We start from the raw sequence: 18,465 nt of genomic DNA, 5'->3' as shown, positions 1-18,465 counted from the left end.
TTCTATTATTACTCGGTTTTAGAAATCTCATATCCACTAATATTCTGACTTTTTTCATAAGCATTATCTATGTATTTTTGTGGGTTAGATAAAAAATCCTCTTCCTCTATTAATGAAATATATGACCCTGTTAATGCGTCAATAGTTTTACATTCTTCACAATAATACTTTTGGGGCTTTTGATTCCAACGGTTGTTTACAATAATAGGATATAATTTACTATCATCTATTAAAACGGAAGCGTGTCCATCTGGTTTTTTTGTCTTGGTTTTCAACCAACTGTATCCACCATTATATTTCATAGCAACACCAACAACACCATTGGAACGTGAAACTTTATCACTTCTTGTTATTTCTTTTAAGGAATACTCAATTTCCCAATCAATCCATTTGCTTTTAGTCATATTCGGGGATATGATTACTATTGTTACAGAGGTTCCCCAAATCATATCTTTTAAATTTTTTTTAATGTTTTCAGTAGTAGTGTCTGTTAAATCCGGCGAATCACTAGTTTCGCCCTTATAATACTGTGCATCGTCGCCAAGAGCCTTTATTATGCTGTCGCGTAAATCTTGTGCCTCACTATACTTGTACGAAATAAAGGTTTTATGCGCCATACTTCTCTCCTCCAACTTTTATCTTGAATTACTTAAAAAAGAACATATAGATCAAAACCAGAATCGATACTGAGCCATAAAACAAAAAAACAGTTTCTGATTTTGTCATTTCAATTAAATTGGGTACATTGTTTTTAAAACGTTCAGGCGAAAAATCAAATAAATGTTCTTCGGTTTCTAAACGATTGTTGGCAATCCAGCGGTTCATTTCCCGAAAAGTTCTTTCCTGCTGCAAATAATAAGCATCAAGAAACCAAAATAAGATAATTGGAATAAACACTATAGGAACCTGATTTGCCATTTTTGCATCAACCTTAAACAAGAGAGTAGCTACAACTAATGTTAATGTCCAGCCTTTTATCATAAATGAATTTCCATTCATTCTTTTTATTATATCTTGAATTATTTTAATTTCTTCGACTAAAGCCTTATCCCTATCCATGTTCTACATTATTCCTCCTAAAATCCAACGGATTGTATGACTATATTAGCGAGTGTTGCATAATCAGTGCTTAGTAGCAGTTGTTTATTCTGTTGAATAGGCAACTTATTTAAACTTTTTTTCCAACCCTGTTTATCTAATGACATCGCAATTTCACTGGACCTTCCGCCGACTGAACCTAGAACGAATACAGGTAAACCTGCTTTTTGGGCAAGCTCAATTTCTTCGTCAATGCCAGGATTATGTCCGCCACTATCTGTTTTACCTCCAATTACGATCATACCCATAGCACAATTGTCAGAAATCATGGCTTCCCGCATAACTGTTAAGCTCTTTGTTCTATCGTCATCAATATTTTTTGTAACAATTGTAGTAGCTTTTTTTCGAAAATCTTCTGCTGCACCTAATCCAACAAAAAGCTCTGACACATATACATGGATAGCGCCAATAAAGTCATTTGGCCGGCGTCGCTGTGCCATATCAAAAATCAAATGCTGAAATGTAGGATGACCGCCAAAAATGACTACGCCACCCTGATCAAGAATTACTTGAGCAAACGCATGTACAGCAGTGGTTATATTTTGTTGGTACTGTGGCTCACAATCTGGAAAAGCTCCAGATATAATAAATCCTTTATGCTTATTTTCTTTATTATTTGATGTAAAATAGCTTTCAAGCATTGCTACGTATTCACTAGAGGAATCGATGTAAAAATGCTCTTTGTATGCGGGTGACTGTGCAGGAGTAATGCCTAGCAAGATCGCGGCATCATACTGTTCAGGCTGGCACCCTAAACAACGGCTTTTTTCTAAAAGCATTTCATAATCCTTGTCTTGAGGACGCCGACCATAAAATTGCACTAAATGGGATATTGGTTTTTGCTGATATCTGAAACTTGGTCGAGGGATTTTAACCTCATACACCATGTGTTTTTTATCCTTTTCAATAAGCACAAGATGTTTTTCACGTAATGCTTTAATTCTCCGCAAGTCATCAAAAACAACACAGGCATGTTCCCTTGCTATATCAAATGTTTTTTGAATTACCTCATCTACAAAAGTACTGTCAACTTCCTCTGACTTTAGCATCGATATAGGAAGGGAGAAATGAGGCTTGTCCGCTGGTTTTACGGATAACTTAACTCGATCACTATCACCTATTTGAATCCATAAAATTGGAATATTTAAAGATAGTGCTATAGCTAATTCACGGGCTATCCAACTTGATTCACCTGATTTAGGAGTATCAAGAAAAATAACAGCATCGCTATTGCTTAAGTTTTCTTCAATAATATTTTGGGCATTTTCACCAGTACGGATATTAATAAGATCTCTAAATCCTTGTTCAAAACGCAATTGTAGTTTTTGATGAAAAGAACGGGCAAATGCCTCTCCATCGAAACGCCTATAACTAAGAAATAATTGCATTCCATCTCTTGATAATGTTGGCTGAATTTTTGCTGTAATACTGCGCGCAAGTCCCACAGCGGCAGTCTCTAAATAATCCTGTGAAAGACAGCGGTTTGCAAGATACTCATAAACATCAAAACTCTGGCAATCCTGAATAATTGTAGGTGGTATTCTCGTTTTTTCATTAATTGCCACCGGAATTATCTCACATCTTATTTCTTTAGCTTCTGATAACAATTCTATTAAAAGTTTAGAATAATTTTGGTCATCTCGATTAAAAAAGATAATTGCGTCTCCAGAAGTTGGCGACGAAGATTTTAGAAGTTCTATACTACCAACTGAAATAACTCGAACATGTTTTTCTAACTCTTTACGCAACGCTTCATAAAATTGACTCGTTTCTAATGAGAATAACGAGAGACTAGGGTGAATTAATAGCACGTTCAAGAAATGCACCACCTAATATTATGATAAAAGTTTCTTAAGGTTCTCCCAATTCCATTTATATAATCTGCCTGCATTCGGAACAGCGTCATAATCTCCATCTTTATAACCAATAATCTGAACAATTGGCTTCTTTAATTCCCGCGCTATCTTAATTTCTTTCAAAACACCCGATGCCTTATATGTTTTAGGCCCAACCATCACAATTACAATATCAGCATGTGCAATTTTTCCTTTTGCTTTTGATTCCCAGTCTTTTTCTGGTGCTGCTTCCTTTAAAGAACCATCAATTACATCAAACGGAGAGTCCGGTAATTTTGCTTGTCCTATCAAAAAGTCTTTTAATTTTTTATCATTATCAAAGTCGAAACTTACAAATACTTTCTTCTTAGCCATTTCTCCGACCACCTTTTAAATTATTAGTACTATTAGAAGTAGCATAATTTCAAAATTCAAAGAAGCTACATCCTGATTTTTTTTATACTCATCTAGACGTTATGCCCGCTGCAACTTGTTATACATTTCTTCTAACACTGCAATTCCATATTCAAAACGCAAATGGCTTTTATCCATTAATTGGCTATTTGTATTTTCTAATGAGGGCAAACCAGTATCTAAATTCCAATCCTGATCGAGATAAGAACAATTATGTCCATGCAAAAAATCAATTGCTTGCATATTACCATCACTTTGTATAAAGGATTCAACTGCATTCCCCATCATTCGAACGCCATGTGCCGCCATATTAAACATATCAATATAGTTATAAGTAAAGGGGCTAATCACATCACTAGGAGGCCATGAACTTCGCTGTAAGTGTTTTTGCCTTTCATCAGCTAAAAATTCTTCTTCTAGCTGTTCGGGCAATGCTCCCTCCGCATACTTTTCAACCCGAAACAAAATATTATGGATGCCATATAATGTCTTCGGCATCTTACAGTATTTTTGATAGGCTTGCTGTAATGGATGCTTTTCTTCTTCAGTAGCATACGGAGCCAAATCTTCCCCTATTGATCGAGGATAAGCCGTAGTTAATGCTTGGTGAAATAAATAGGCAATATCTTGATCTAGCAAACCGTCATCACCTAAACAAAGCAACGGATTAGGAATACCAATCTGATCTCCTATAATTTCTTCCTGTATAATTTGATCTATACTTGCCTCCACTTTTTTATGCAACAACTCAAAAGCAACATCGTGCTCAGCCCAGTGATCCAATGATTTACGGTAAACATAGGGATGAAACACACAATCGGCTATAACATGGGCATAAAAGCCCATGGCAAAAGTTAATTGTTTTTCGCCACTTTTTACATTGTAAGAATAGGTGTTTTTAGCAACATTTAACATAGAACAAAATGCTTCGAATGATCCAGAAGCATGAATAGTGTCTGCATGTTGCGTTTTTCCTGATAATAGGTAGAATAAGTCCGGTCCGAAACTACCAAAAGCTAGTAAAGCGCCATTCTCTTGCACAAACGGTAGCTGTTCTAGTCCTTTTTTTGCTACCAGAAAATGAGTAATAGGTTGACACATATAGCTCCCTCCGTTTCAAAAAATATTATTTTATTCCAACAATTACAATTATAGCATAAAGCTACAATTTAGAGGCTATTTTGCCTAAATTTTACAAAAGAAGATTACGTAATAACCTGATAAAATAAAAAGCATCTCCAATAGGAAATGCCTTTAATTTTAAAGAATAATATAAGTTTGATTTTGTAGTAGTTCACCTTGAAATTTTAAACTTCGGCAATCACTGTCTCATTGTAAGGCCTGAAGATATCACATTTTTGCGAATTGGGTAAGATGTAAGTACAATTAAAATGGAACGATAATTTATGGTCTAAGCCAATCACTTTCAGGTTTTACTATGAGACGGGCATTATTGTAAGCCATATCGAGAGTAAGGCAGGTTCTCCCAGCATAATGCTGTTCTTCCCTATAAATAGCTAATGCCAAGTCAGCTTGTCCAGTAGGATTTAAAGTTAATGGTATTAGTAGCTGTACTCGCCCATTATAATATTGAGGAATTGCTAACTTATAATTTGCTGCTAATTTTTTCCGCACGGTAATTAAAGCCCCATCAAATAATGTCCTTACGTAACTTCTGTCAGTTTCCCGCAAGTCACTCGGTAATCTTTGGATATTTTCCGGAGTCTCAAGAATATGGTCAATATTTATTCTCATAGGTAAGCGAGCGTCAAACAGCAAATCAGCGATATCGCTAAAATAACTAGCCCGATCAGGTAATTGGGAAAACTGCCGAAGGTTAGAATCGCTTTCTTTAAAGAAGCCTATTAAATAACGGTCTTGTTTCCCCGGAATGCCATTAGGTCCAAATAATCCATAGATAGGCTCATAGTTTGCTGTATAAAGACCAGTGTTAAAACATGTTTTATCAGAAGCAGAGCAGATTTTAGTTGATTGTGCATCTTGTCCGAAAGAATCATGTTCTTCTTTAACTCGTTTAAATGTGTGCTGAATATAGTTAAAAAGAATAGGATAAGGTGAAGGGTTATGAGCCCGTATATAATCCCATTTTTCAGGAGAGGCTAAACCAGCTAGTCTTTCCAAGTGTTGTGCAAATCCCTGACAAAATGCATACTCATACAACGGTGATTTCGGTTTATCGATGAATGTAGACATGAAAATACCCTCCGCATTATTTTTTAAGCACATCAGCTCGTAAACTGGCATATTTTATAGTATATCAAAAATCCTACGTATAACCTATAAACAATTTGGGAATAATATATAGTATCATAATTTTAAGCCCTTAAATCCCAGCATTCTGTGCCGGGATAAAACATTTGACAAAAAATTAATTAGCTATTATACTTCTAATATAGTTTAAAAGTGATATATGTTTACTTTGATTTATTTTGGGTTACTATTTAGCTTTTTGAATTTTATTAAAAAAAGCAACGTGGTTAGTATAATGATTTAACAAAGGTTTCTTTTATACGCAACTGAATTATCAAAGAAAATAATTAAACCAAAAATGATTTATGAAAAGGGAGCTTACCATAAGCTCCCTTTTCTCTATTTATTGTGCAGTAATACAGTGTTACTGACAGTTGGTGCAGTAGTTTGCAACATAGGCTGCAAGAAAGGGCGTTTCGAGTAATATTTCAATGGAAGGTGTCTTTATATGTTCTGCCTTTCCCTTAGACTATAAAGATGAACTGTCAAACTTATGCGTTGAACTTCACACGCCCGAAATAATCGCTATTTCAATCGTATTCTAATTCGTTCCGCCAGCAGCCAAGACAACAAGTCAATTTTTTCCGATTTTGAGTGTTTAATGAATTCTCGCTGCCACCCACGTTCCAGTCCATCACTTTTTCTCGCCTTGTTATTCTTATTAATAGCCCACTCTAACATAATTAATTGTAATTCGTTAGAAGCACGAATTCCATTAGGTAACTTTAATAAATAAATACCAAACTCTGATTTATGTCCTTCCCATTCAATAACATAGTACCAGTCCCCTTGTTTTTCAATTTCAACCCATAGTGCTTGACGGCCTCTTCTTCCATTCTCCATTCTCATCCTGTTAAATTGACCGCTTAGTCTTAACCGAAAGCAATTACTATCCATTAATACCAGGCAATAAGAAGGCGCTCTTCTTTAATATTTTTCCAACTAGCACCATCATTTATAAATTACTTCATCAATTATTAAACCGTCAATTATCTTTTCAATAAAGTTATTTATTTCCATCGAAACCTTACCAAGCCCCGCTTTTCTTTTTACACGCCAGGCAACTATCGATTTATTTTCGTTGTATAATACTTTCACTGCCCAAATTATCCTTCTCTTCTGATAATCTTCTATATTTTCAACTGCTAATCTAAGATACTCCTTAGTTTGAGGTAACTTGTTTATTTTTTTCTCCAAGAAAGACAATATGCCCAATCTTTTTCCAAGAAAGCTCACAGAAATACGCATAGGCTTCCCATCAGCAGAAAGTATTTTGGTTACTTCTTGCCTAATTTTTTTACATATTTGAGCATCACGCTCTTCCCAATTAACCCGTTGGTTGTGACTTTTCCGCTTTCGATTTATTTGTGAAGAGTTATTAAATATCCATTCTCTTTCATGACGATACAACCAGGTATATAACGATGGCTTTAGTTTTCTTAAAAAAGTTACTGATTCATCGGAATACTGTTCGCAAAGCTTGATCCATTCGTCTTTTTTACGACTTGAAATATCTTGTTCCAATTCTAGATTAGAACAAGAATTTAAATGCGTTTCGGAATTAGAGTATTTTTGTACAGTCTTCGTGTCTACTTTGAGCATGCGGGCAATATTTCGAGCAGAAAGTTCCTGTTGCGCCAGTATTTTTAATTTTTCTTTCCATACTGATCCAAAGCTTTTTATTCTCCCAATTTTATAGCGATTATCGGGAGAAGAATCCGGGCCACGCCGCGAATATACAAAACCACAACTGCATGAAAATGTTCCAACAGGTAATTTTGTATCATGACAATATGTAATTTCAATATTTTTAATTACATTATGATGATAATGGTCTGCAGCTGCATTTAGGCACGGCCAAGGGCCATCACCAAACGGTTTTATTGTATGATTTTGGGCCAAAAAGCATGGTACTGAACCTGATAAAAACCTTATTAGTAAAATATGTCGTAATGGATGAAAACTCTTGCGTGGTTTTCGAACTAATTCACTCAGCCAACCTTCCTTATTTTCGTCCACAGTCGACTGTAATTTTTTTAGTAAATCATCACCATAATACTGTCTAAATGCCTTTATAAAATTAGCTTGATAAACGCGCCCCATCGCAGTTGCTAACTTCTTAGTAATTAATGAATAAATATACTGCTCCTGTAGCCATACTAAATTTTTTATCATTATTTTGTTATTAAGTATCCATTCAATATCTCTTGCTATACCTACAAGTTCGTTAAACATCTTTTGCGAATACTCAAATTCGACCGGTTTCGGTACACAATTCATATCACTAGCAGAAATAAATTCATGTTTATTAAATTTACATACTTTAACATAACTATCATGTAATATACTTTGATGCGTTAGACACACTTCCACTCCTGGTATCTGATGCAGTCGATGCCAATAACCTTCTCCAAACTTATCTTGTTCTTCCCTTAGGCATAAAGGGCAAAACCGTAGATAATCTGGGTGTTTAACGGCACTTGCTAATAATCCAAAAAGGTTATGAATATTCCCCCCATAAGAACCGAGCATCGCATTGTATACTTTTCGAGCTATATCTTGATTGGCAAACGGTTCATATATTGGGAATAGAGTATGCTTATCAATTAAATATTCAGGCGTTACTTTTGAACCTATCGGGAAATTTAAGCATAAGCCTACTAGGTTGCATGGCAAATCAACAATAGCAGCCGCTGTTCTTGAATTAAAGATTTCCTCCATCACCATTTTGGGACTTACTATGGCAGCACGTACGCGAAATCTAGCTATTATGCTATAGAGTAACTCATCAGGATAAGGAGTTGGGAAAAAACCTAACAAATTATTCACTCCATATTTATTTGCAAATCTCGCAACGGATCTTTTATATAATTACTAGCATACAGGTACTCATACGCAGGACGTTTCTCTATTTTGGCCTGGGTACCAATATAACGTATATCATTCGCATCATCGATGCCTTTTGGTCTTGACTTTTTTTCATTCTGAGTAAAATTATTTTCCACTTCTATCGCCAATTTATACGCTTTTTTAAAAGCCTTGTTGAAATCATATTTATCAGCTAACTGCCCAATTGCCCTTTTAGCTACTTTTTCTGCAATTTTAAGGTCAATTTCAAACTCGATTAGTTTTGAAACTAATTCACGATAACTTTTTTCTAAAGAATAATTCCCGTTTATTTCTACATTAGACTGTTCTTGAGCCATACTTGCTTGTAATTCTGAGTAATATTTATCAAAATAATCTTGAATATCAATCGACGTAATATCTGAAAATTGCGCAATACGTTCTTGATTTCCTGATCGCAATGCTTCTAGCGCTGGTCTAACTAAACGCAAACTGTCTTTTGCAACTTTTCTTATTATGTCTTCAGTTAATATTTCTTCTTTTCCCAATGCAATCGTTCTAAACTGAGCAATTGCATACAATTTGATTGCTATATCTAATATTCCCTGACTTTCATCATAAAGAAGATTAAGGAATTCATCCGAAATTTCGACTTTCGTCTTTGTCCATTGGTATTTCCATGCACCTTTCATTAACAAATTCCATATACCATCATTTCTCATCGGTTCCCAGACCATATCTCCTATGCCGCTACCGCGTCGAGCCTGTCGAAACTCTCCTTGCAATATCGGGAGTGCTTTTGTAGTGCCTATAAGAATTACTGGTACACCAATTGAATTTACCAATCCTACAAAGAAATTCAACATTTCGGAAGCACCGCCACTTTTGGCTTGACTAAGACATTGAATTTCATCAACAATAAGCATACCTAAGTAGTGATTCTGAGCAACTTGTCTCATTCCCGGCATCATTCGGTTTACCGCCCAACCACCTGCTCCATTTTCCTTGTAATAGGAAGTACCAAGTAGCCTATCGATTGCCTGAAAAAAATTACAACACAGTCCCTTGATTGACCCATCATGTGGACATTCCATTTTTAGCCATGTTATTTGGTAAAAATTCAGGGGAATACTCTTATACTCGGTATGCACGATAATTTGTGAATACATGGATAAAACTCGATCAATAGCTTTCGTTTTACCAATCCCTGAAAAGCCCATGATAGTAAAGCCAAAAGCTTTATTATCTAATTGATCGGCATGATTATAAAACATTTTCCCACTTTTCAACTCATGGTAGTTTTTTTGAAGATGTCCAACATATAAGGGATTATTAGGGTTCCTGTGCTTATACCCTTGACGAATTGCAATCGAAAATCTTTGTTCAAGGTCAAAGTGCCGGCCCCACGGTTGAAAATAGTCAAACACTCTCATAACTGCATGCATTCGTATATGAGGATCTAATTTTCTCTCGTCATTACTATACGCCGGATATGATAACAAATAGTCAGTCACTTCTTCTTGAGACATTATAGGTGGAAGAGCTTCAATTACCGGATTATCTTTATATTCCGGTAACATCTGCGGCAGATATTTTGCCCACTTTCCAATTCCTCCCCCTGGTAAAACTATATAATCCTCATTATTTATTGTTGTCATCCAGTTTCTCCTTTTGACGACGAGCTAAAAAATCAATATCTGAGGGAAAATCTAATGAATCGTTGGAAGAAATTTGGTGTATGGGAATAACCTTACCAAGGTTAGTTGCGGATCCTCTTTTATTCCGTTGTCCGTCAAGCACAAATTTGTTTTCTTCTCGAACAATTGCAGCCTCTTGTTTACGATTATTTTTTATACTTTTAATTCTATTGCGATTACTTTGCTTATTTAGCAGAGCATGGTCGGTCATTTCTGTTGCCTTACCCACATCATGCTGTATCTCTGCAATTAGGTCATCATTCACTTGCTTCTCTTTTTCTTGCCGTAATCTTCGCTTCAACTCTTGATTTTCAATATAGTTTTCAAATTCAAAGACATTTCTATTGAAAAAGGCCTTCTGATACGGTAGCAAGGAGCACACTTCATATGAATTATTTTCCATTTCCCAAATATAAATTTGATCTAAGTTACTTGGATCATAGGAAACAGCTATTTTTTTGGGAGCTTTAGAATTACTCCGAACATACCACCCCTCACGAACGGCTTTCTCGCAACTATACAGTAGTTTTCGTTTAAAACGAATTCCATGTTCTGATACATCTGCATTTGCTCGCGGCATGAGGCTCAACTTCACATAGTCATCATCCCGAGTTGAAAGCCTGCCGAATTCTTCAAGCCCCATTTCCATAATTCACAAGGAATCGGATCTATATCTTCTGCAATCATCTCTTTACTGACAGGGTAATACTTCATAAAATGATAATTATTGTATTTTAACACACATTTTATTATGAGTCGCGTAAACTGATAAATATCCAATTTTGCATCTAAACGATAATCATGTCCACCACGCACAGCAAAATCAGGTTTAATACTACCAGGCATAAACGGTTCCACTTTTTCATGTATCGTCTTAAAGTACCTTTCAACTATTCCCTTCCAGTCCGCTCGATAAGGTGGTGCATTTTCAATACGAAAATTTAGTGCATTTGCTGCTGGCTCAATCATAGTCCCGGCTAGCTCACCTCTATCACCAAATAAGACACTCATAATACCATAAGCAGGCCATTCTTCATCACTTATGTCTATACCATACTTCGCGCAATAGCTTTTTTTATTGAGTATCGCGTTAGCAATAGCAATACTTGCTTCATCCCAGGATGGTCCTCGTAAGCTAATGTGTAACCCAACAATCATACGGCTAAATACGTCAATAATTACATAAATTACAGGTCTTCCCACAATCCAAGATCGGTTAAATCTGCTAACTAGATAAATATCACCAACGGTCGCATCCATCTGATATTTAAATCCTGGTCCGAAAGCTTCAGCAGTCGAACTACCTAAAATAGGTCGTTTATTTAGTTCAAAATATCTATCACCCTTACTTGACCTAATTCTGCTTTCGCAATCATATTTTTTGAAATACCAATATCTAAATTGCTCAAAAGTAGGTATTTCGTCACTACCTTTTAGGATTGTTTTCTTTACTCCATTTTCGTCATATCGAATATCACAATAGTAGTGCTCTTTTAGCATCATATCATATGTATCAGGCAACTCTAACCCTTGACGTTTGAAATGATAATTATCTAAAGCCCGTTCAAATTTAACCAGATCTTCAGGAGTAATATTTTTTCCTTCGCCAAGTATAGACGAAAAGTTTCTTGGACGTCCTCTCTTTTTCTCTCCAGATTTCTTGTTCTTTCCCTCTCCTCCACAATTCTCATAGTCAGGTAGGAGAGCATTCCTATTTTTACCTCTTTGCCAGTAACGCCGCAAATACTTATATACATACTTTGCATCAGATCTATGCTTCTTTGCTTCAGTTGCAACCAACGGACCACGTTTTTGCGCATAATAAATATCAGGCTCATTACAATTGGAAATCCCGTATTAGCAGCAATGTTATATAGAAATGCAATGTTATTGCCTTCATCTACCCAAATTACTCTCTCCTTTATAACCGTTCCATCGTTAAGTGTGCGCCTAAATACTTTATTAACCTCAATTATTATCGATTGCATATTGTACATTTCTCCTCATCGAGAAATTTAACACTTTTTACTACATTCACTAAGCTAGTCCCACTCAAAGGCAAAGTCATATCAACCGTAATTTGCTTATGTGCAATTAGACGTCGTAACAAGGTCAAGGAAGTTCCCATTTTTAAGTTCATGTCTATATCTAAACGCTTGCATACTTGTTTAATCTGACAATTCTTTGTTTCAACCAAATAATGTTTTAAGACTTCACTAATTTCATAAACGTCTTGATTTGAGCAATCGTTAAATGTCGCATGATACGCTGAATCCAGCCATTCAATGTTGTCAACAAAAATCCTCGGTATTTGTTTTTCAGTTATTATCCCCCAATCGACACCTCGATTCCGCCAATACCTTTTTTCTATCTCAAACAGTTCTTGAATGCGTGAATCATCTAGTTCATGGGCTTCTTTAAAAGTTCGCGCTAACAACACAAGCTTATTATCCATTTTAACAGTAAGAAGAAAATCAGTAGTTAATACCCTCGGAAATCTACTCCTACTATCTCTGGGATGTTTAATTCCAGCTTCTTCTGCAATTTTTACTGTTTCTTCATATTCTAATAATGGGTATTGCTCCCGAATATCTACAACAATATCAGACCATCCGAAAAGGATGATACTTCTTTTTTCATTATCAGAAAATAATTGATGAATTCTATTTGTCTTCCAGCCTGGCCCCGGAGATCTTGAGACGCGACCATGGGATGGAAAATCTTGCATGTGCAGCCATGGATTATAATTTTCTCCTTCGCCTTTCCCTCGGCCTTCTTTTAAAAAGCGCTCATACTTTTGTTCATCCCAACCATACTTAAATTTACTCATAAAAACACCACCAAATATTGATCATACTTTAAGTATATCAATATTTGGTGGTAATTTATACAAAATAATTTGCCAACTTTATTTTCGTTTACTAACTTTATTTTTATTATTTGCCAACTTTATTTTTATTTTACAGCGTTCTGAGGGAAAACATCATTTGACATGCCTTGGAGCTGTGGCTCGTAAGCTTTGTTATACGATTCATGCAGTATTAAAAAACAACTGTGCCTATAAAGTTCAACTTCCTTAAAAGTTGATCTCCATTAAATAGACCGACCTTTTTTCGACCTGCTACACACAGGTCTATTTTTTGTGCATAAATATTAAGACCGGAACTCAACATTTTTAGATTTTCTCTGTTGACTTTTTATAGTTGGTCTTTCATTAAAAATTCAAGTCTTGTTTACAGTTTTCCAATTTTTTCATAGATACATTTTTGAAATGATATATGTTGTGTTCTTCTCTTTTAAAATTACTCAAATAATCTCCTGCATCACTTAAAATAGATGAAGATTCTAAGTCCTTGCTGATAATCACTTCATAATCCATAAATACGTGTGACAACGCGGTATTCTCAATAATATTTTTACATACTTCTTTAATCGGCTTTCTGGATACACCATTATCACAAATTGTTGTTAATAGATACAGTTTTTTATCTCTATCGATATATGACACTGGAATTTTTTCTTTCCCATATTTTTGAATAATTTCTTTAATCCCATTGTAAAAAGGATTGAAATATCGATTTTTTCCACAGTAATCTATAAAGCCTCTTTCATCAAAATTTGATGCAATATCGGGATTTGTTACAATTACCAATTCCCAAATCTCATCAAAATTCATCGCTAAGACTTTGTGTTTAAAATCGTTTAATTGGCACAATGTACAGGGTGAATTGTCGTCCTCACTGCAATCCTCATAACATATTTTCTCGTATTCATCGCAATACTCCAGCAGTTTTTCCTTAATAGTATAAAGATAATACTCTTTACATCTTTTAATAGGTGCATCACTCTTTAAAATTTCTTCAAATTCACAAAAATTTAATTTCTCAATATCTTTAGAACCGTAATTTCTATGTCGTTTCATAATATGAGAATCTATTATTCCTGTAAGACATCGTAAAATTATTTCCTGAAAACCTGTATCTTCAATTTTCCATTCGTCGCCTGTACCGGTATTCCAAAAATTGATAATCTCTGCTTTTATTAAATTATCAATTTCATCAAGTGGGCAATACTTTTGGCCATTATCGTATGAATACAAAATTACTTTTTTCAAACTTTCATCCGAAAAACCTTGTTGTATTTTATTCAAAGTTACTTCCAAATCTGATTTAAAGTTCCCCAATATTTCATCTATATTTTCAAGAGTAATCTTATTCGAGTATTTTTTAAATTGCTTTGAAAAGTCACTGCGTTTTTTGGGAAAGGTATGGACAAACTCACTCTTTTTAACGCTATCTCCCAATAAACTATTAATATCGTGAATCCATTCCTTTACTTCTTTATCATCCACGGAAACTATTTTCAATTCATCTAGCCAATTATTTTGATAATCTACATTTTCCATAGTATGGAGAAACGCGTTTTGTATATTGCCGTCTGCTTCTACTTTTTGAAGTAATTTTATTAGTGCTGATGAATATGCAGGTAATTTTCGCTCCTGTCGGGCTTTAACTTGATGGATTGACTCATACACCAACACACCTGAGTCATTCCTGTATAGAATAGAAAAGTCTTCCATCCATTCCAATTCCAAATAATAGTTTTCTATACTACAGTCAGGTTTTATAGAACGTAAATAATTGATTTTTTTCAAAGTAATATATATCGCAACTTTTCCTTGATATGTATAGCCACTCCAACTCGCTGTTGCATCATATTCCATACTGGGATTACACATATTTTCACATCCCCCCTCCATTTTCTTAATACTATTAGCAACTCAATACAATATTTATTGTATAACTTTTCCAACTGCCTCACAACATCTCAAAATTACTTTTTTTTGATATTTATTTTCAGAATATTAGAATCTTCCAAGGATAATTATTAACTCTTCCAATAGTGAAGAAACCTTTAATTTGCAACGACATAAAATCAAATCATAGGTCGGTCTATAAAATAATGTTGTAATATATGCTATACTTAAAAAAATACTTACTATGCCAAAATATGTTAACGTACACATCGACAATGTTTGGCATAAATTCAAAAGGGTGATGATATGAATTTAAAAACACTCCAATATTGGCATAAACTAGAGCATTTTTATCCGTATATTTTGAATGATCAAGACAGTCCTTTCATAAAGACTTTTTCCGTCAATAGCGAATCTATATTCCCGAATTTAGAAAATCCAACTGTACCTATTTCTAAAAAGCTCCGACGCTATGCAGTTTATCTTGGAATTTTTCGGCTGGACAGTGCCCTGTGCGACTTGGAAAAAAGTATGCAAACATCGATGAATTTTCGAGACACGGGAGACGATGAAAGCTGTTTTTGCATGTTTACTTTATCGCCTAGTGGAGTTTTGGAACCTGAAAGTTTTCGCATATCCTCTTTTCCTTGGGCTATTCACAGAGTAAAAGATGGCGGAATTGCCATTGACCAGTGGGAAAATGATTTTAAAGAGTTTGAGTTTAAGCTGTTCCAGTATCTCAATGATAATAAAGAGCCCTATACTTACAATTTTTTAGAAGCCAGTCGTAATTACTTTGCATCGCAGATAAACTGGGATATAGCTTTCTCGGATTGCTGGCTACGAATTGATATGATTTTGGAAGATGTCACAAAAACAAAAGAAAACGGGACTACCTCTGGTGATTCAGAAAATAATACTATGGATGATTTCTCAGAGGAGGCCAAAGCGGAAAATGAAGCCACGGATGAACAGGTCAAACAAAACGATCTTCTCAATAGTTTCTATATCAGGGATCTTGAGCGAATCATTGAAAGCCTGCAAAAAGATAGCGCAGATTATGGACAAGCCTTTGAACAATACATGTCACAGCAAGCTGGACAAAGAGTAAATGTTGAATCTGATACTAAGGCTCCACTCGACTTAATGTCTCCAGCCCATCTACCATTTGGCCGTTGGCCAAGTGATTACGGAATGCGTTTTATGCAACAGATGGATGTCAACGCCTTCATGTGTAAAGATGCCAAATACCAGCAAGCTCTTTTTTCAGTCAATGGCCCTCCTGGAACAGGTAAAACAACACTACTCAAAGATATCATTGCAGCAATTATCGCAGAGCGGGCCATAGAAATGGCTAAACTTGATATGCCCGATAGTGCTTTTGGTGAAGAAGTATGTACAATTTCTTATAAGAATTTCCCTAATCATATAAGGGACATTATGCCTGCCATTAAGAATCATGGAATATTAGTAGCGTCTAATAATAACAGTGCTGTTGAGAATGTTACTAACGAGCTGCCGTCCATTGAAGAAATGCCTAAAAACTATAGAAATATTGACTTTCATTATTTCTCTGAAGTATCTGACATGATTTTCGGTGAAGGAACAACATGGGCACTCAATGCAGCTTCACTTGGCAATAAACGAAAACGAACTGCTTTTATAGAGAAATTTTGGCCAATTTCTAAAGAAGAAGTAAATGACTTAAACTATGACTTCAATAAAGAATTGCGGGAGAAACTCAAAAATGTTTCACCCGAAGAATGGACTAAAGCAAAGAAGTCTTTTAACCAGGTGCTTGAGGAAGTAAAAAACGAATATGAACGTATCCAAATAATATACAATCAGACATGTCTATTATTCGAAAGCAATAATAAACTAACTGAATTGACCGCAGCTCTGCAGAATATAGAATTTGAGATACAAAAAACTGAAGGACAACAAGCCACCAATAAAAATAATATCTATGACTATTCACAACGAAAAGAACTTCTGCTCCTTCAAAAAGCAGATTTAAGTAGCATTGACCGGCTATTATGGTTAAAGCGGCTACTATGGCCTAAACATCGAATGGTTCAAAAATATAAGGACATTGTATCTGCCTTAGAACAAAATACTATTGACCTTATAAATGCGAGGGAAAGACTTGCCTCTACTGAAAAACAAATAAAAGATCTGAATAAGCAAATGGAGCATTTACAGGAAGAAAAAAAAGCAATCTGCGAGAAAATTTCACAACTCGAAACTAAGTTGGAGGAGTTTCGCACCGAAGTGAAATCCCCTTTTCGTATAGACCAATATTTTACCAAGCAAACTGAAGATATTAGCAAATCATCTCCATGGGGATATTCCGTATTAAATGTATTAAGAGAACGCCTCTTCTTAGAGGCACTTCAGCTCCATAAGACTTTTGTATGTAATTCAAAGTATTTACGAGACAACCTTGATGCTTTCGGAAAAATGATGCGAGGGCAAATACCGAAGGGGCAGTTGCCAATTGCAGCGCCGATTTTACTCCAAAGCTTATTTTTAATTGTTCCTGTCGTGTCAACTACTTTTGCGTCAGTTAGCAATTTTCTAAAAGATATTCCAAAAGACGAAATCGCTTATCTTTTTATAGATGAGGCCGGACAAGCCATGCCTCAATCGGCCGCCGGAGCCATATGGCGGGCAAAGAAAGTAATTGCGGTGGGTGATCCGTTACAGATCGAGCCTGTTGTTACTTTACATGATGATGTAATTAAGATATTAGCTGATTATTACCATCAAAGTCCGTTGATTAAAGATAAATATACTAGTGTTCAAAGTCTTGCAGATCTAACAAACATTTTGGGTGGATATCGGACATTAGAGAAAAAAAATGACTTGTGGATCGGTGCGCCACTAGTGGTACATAACCGTTGTCAACAAAAGGTTTTTCATATTTCTAATAAAATCGCTTATGACGGCAAAATGGTGTATGCCACAAAAAACCATCAAGATGCTGTTTGCCAATGGATTCACGTGGCTGGAAACAGTCAAACTGGGCATTTTGTGCCGAATCAGGCGGAAGCAATAACCGAAATTGTGCTTGATATTTTCAAATCACTTAAACAGACCGAAAACGGGGATATAAAAATACCATCACTATTTTTGATTACTCCATTCAGGAGTGTCAGAGCAGGCCTAATTAATCACTTTCGAAAAGTACTGCTGGAATTATTAGTTCAAACCAGACCAGACATTCCTAAAAAAGTACTTCGTAAATGGATTAGCACTTCTATCGGCACAATCCATACATTTCAAGGCAAACAGGCAAATACTGTTATACTCTGCTTGGGAGTAGGTTCCGACGGTAAGGACATGGGGGCTGTAAGCTGGGCTAGTGCTAGACCAAACATCCTTAATGTCGCTGTTACAAGATCCAAAATACAGCTATATATTGTCGGCGACAAGGCTATTTGGCATAATAAGCCTTACTTTGATACAGCTTATTTATTTTGCAATCAACCTGTCCAGCTTTAAGACAAACACAAGGCAGTTTTTCTTGTATAAAGAAAGCCACTTA

At 35.4% G+C, this 18,465-nt stretch carries 14 protein-coding genes; 1 reads left to right on the top strand and 13 read right to left on the bottom strand.

All coding sequences use genetic code 11. From position 1 onward, the window contains the following. Nucleotides 1–8: 8 nt before the first annotated feature. The 13 genes from BLR65_RS04060 to BLR65_RS03995 all read right to left on the bottom strand — a co-directional run bounded on the left by BLR65_RS04060 (nucleotide 9) and on the right by BLR65_RS03995 (nucleotide 14,900). A complete protein-coding gene (locus BLR65_RS04060; RefSeq protein WP_093792748.1) occupies nucleotides 9–617 on the bottom strand; it encodes a TIR domain-containing protein in 609 nt (202 codons plus the stop codon). A gap of 28 nt (nucleotides 618–645) precedes the next feature. Continuing rightward, entirely contained in the window at nucleotides 646–1,059 is a 414-nt protein-coding gene (locus BLR65_RS04055; protein WP_093792746.1) for a hypothetical protein, read from the bottom strand. A 17-nt stretch (nucleotides 1,060–1,076) separates the two neighbouring features. After that, complete coding sequence (locus BLR65_RS04050) at nucleotides 1,077–2,909, bottom strand: SLOG domain-containing protein (protein ID WP_245692413.1); 1,833 nt, start codon at nucleotides 2,907–2,909, stop codon at nucleotides 1,077–1,079. Nucleotides 2,910–2,933: 24 nt separating this feature from the next. Further along, a complete protein-coding gene (locus tag BLR65_RS04045; RefSeq protein WP_093792742.1) occupies nucleotides 2,934–3,308 on the bottom strand; it encodes a TIR domain-containing protein in 375 nt (124 codons plus the stop codon). Nucleotides 3,309–3,407: 99 nt separating this feature from the next. Further along, the gene (locus tag BLR65_RS04040) at nucleotides 3,408–4,448 is read right to left on the bottom strand and encodes a zinc dependent phospholipase C family protein (RefSeq protein WP_093792740.1); all 1,041 of its coding nucleotides are present in this window, start codon (nucleotides 4,446–4,448) and stop codon (nucleotides 3,408–3,410) included. A gap of 303 nt (nucleotides 4,449–4,751) precedes the next feature. Beyond that, nucleotides 4,752–5,561: a DUF3825 domain-containing protein gene (locus tag BLR65_RS04035; RefSeq protein ID WP_169716885.1), complete on the bottom strand. Its 810-nt coding sequence runs from the start codon at nucleotides 5,559–5,561 to the stop codon at nucleotides 4,752–4,754. A gap of 582 nt (nucleotides 5,562–6,143) precedes the next feature. Then, nucleotides 6,144–6,461 (bottom strand): hypothetical protein, encoded by a 318-nt coding sequence (locus tag BLR65_RS04030; protein ID WP_093792736.1) that lies wholly within the window; start codon nucleotides 6,459–6,461, stop codon nucleotides 6,144–6,146. Between the two features lie 108 nt (nucleotides 6,462–6,569). Next, nucleotides 6,570–8,447 carry a TnsD family Tn7-like transposition protein gene (locus tag BLR65_RS04025; protein WP_093792734.1) on the bottom strand — a complete coding sequence of 626 codons (1,878 nt, stop codon included), beginning with the start codon at nucleotides 8,445–8,447 and terminating at the stop codon, nucleotides 6,570–6,572. Next, on the bottom strand, nucleotides 8,444–10,123 hold the full coding sequence (locus BLR65_RS04020; RefSeq protein WP_093792732.1) for an ATP-binding protein: 1,680 nt from the start codon (nucleotides 10,121–10,123) through the stop codon (nucleotides 8,444–8,446). Before BLR65_RS04020 ends, BLR65_RS04025 begins: the two co-directional genes overlap by 4 nt. Continuing rightward, the gene (locus BLR65_RS04015; RefSeq protein ID WP_093792730.1) at nucleotides 10,107–10,811 is read right to left on the bottom strand and encodes a Mu transposase C-terminal domain-containing protein; all 705 of its coding nucleotides are present in this window, start codon (nucleotides 10,809–10,811) and stop codon (nucleotides 10,107–10,109) included. Before BLR65_RS04015 ends, BLR65_RS04020 begins: the two co-directional genes overlap by 17 nt. Next, entirely contained in the window at nucleotides 10,754–11,962 is a 1,209-nt protein-coding gene (locus BLR65_RS04010; protein ID WP_143122493.1) for a DDE-type integrase/transposase/recombinase, read from the bottom strand. The genes BLR65_RS04015 and BLR65_RS04010 overlap by 58 nt, the downstream gene beginning before the upstream one ends. Before the next feature lie 175 nt (nucleotides 11,963–12,137). Further along, entirely contained in the window at nucleotides 12,138–12,992 is an 855-nt protein-coding gene (locus BLR65_RS04000; protein ID WP_093792724.1) for a TnsA endonuclease C-terminal domain-containing protein, read from the bottom strand. Between the two features lie 384 nt (nucleotides 12,993–13,376). Next, entirely contained in the window at nucleotides 13,377–14,900 is a 1,524-nt protein-coding gene (locus tag BLR65_RS03995) for an ABC-three component system protein (RefSeq protein WP_093792722.1), read from the bottom strand. A 324-nt stretch (nucleotides 14,901–15,224) separates the two neighbouring features. Between BLR65_RS03995 and BLR65_RS03990 the strand changes: the two genes are divergently transcribed. Continuing rightward, nucleotides 15,225–18,422 (top strand): DEAD/DEAH box helicase, encoded by a 3,198-nt coding sequence (locus BLR65_RS03990; RefSeq protein ID WP_093792720.1) that lies wholly within the window; start codon nucleotides 15,225–15,227, stop codon nucleotides 18,420–18,422. Nucleotides 18,423–18,465: the final 43 nt, after the last annotated feature.

It is taken from the genome of Sporomusa acidovorans (assembly GCF_900101845.1).
Taxonomy (GTDB): domain Bacteria; phylum Bacillota; class Negativicutes; order Sporomusales; family Sporomusaceae; genus Sporomusa; species Sporomusa acidovorans.
This window is presented reverse-complemented; position numbering and strand designations above follow the sequence as displayed.

Coding starts and splice junctions, on each gene's coding strand:
- BLR65_RS04000 (WP_093792724.1), bottom strand. CDS start 12,992: ATGAGTAAATTTAAGTATGGTTGGGATGAACAAAAGTATGAGCGCTTT.
- BLR65_RS04015 (WP_093792730.1), bottom strand. CDS start 10,811: ATGGAAATGGGGCTTGAAGAATTCGGCAGGCTTTCAACTCGGGATGAT.
- BLR65_RS04030 (WP_093792736.1), bottom strand. CDS start 6,461: ATGGAGAATGGAAGAAGAGGCCGTCAAGCACTATGGGTTGAAATTGAA.
- BLR65_RS04035 (WP_169716885.1), bottom strand. CDS start 5,561: ATGTCTACATTCATCGATAAACCGAAATCACCGTTGTATGAGTATGCA.
- BLR65_RS03995 (WP_093792722.1), bottom strand. CDS start 14,900: ATGTGTAATCCCAGTATGGAATATGATGCAACAGCGAGTTGGAGTGGC.
- BLR65_RS04020 (WP_093792732.1), bottom strand. CDS start 10,123: ATGACAACAATAAATAATGAGGATTATATAGTTTTACCAGGGGGAGGA.
- BLR65_RS04045 (WP_093792742.1), bottom strand. CDS start 3,308: ATGGCTAAGAAGAAAGTATTTGTAAGTTTCGACTTTGATAATGATAAA.
- BLR65_RS04040 (WP_093792740.1), bottom strand. CDS start 4,448: ATGTGTCAACCTATTACTCATTTTCTGGTAGCAAAAAAAGGACTAGAA.
- BLR65_RS03990 (WP_093792720.1), top strand. CDS start 15,225: ATGAATTTAAAAACACTCCAATATTGGCATAAACTAGAGCATTTTTAT.
- BLR65_RS04060 (WP_093792748.1), bottom strand. CDS start 617: ATGGCGCATAAAACCTTTATTTCGTACAAGTATAGTGAGGCACAAGAT.
- BLR65_RS04055 (WP_093792746.1), bottom strand. CDS start 1,059: ATGGATAGGGATAAGGCTTTAGTCGAAGAAATTAAAATAATTCAAGAT.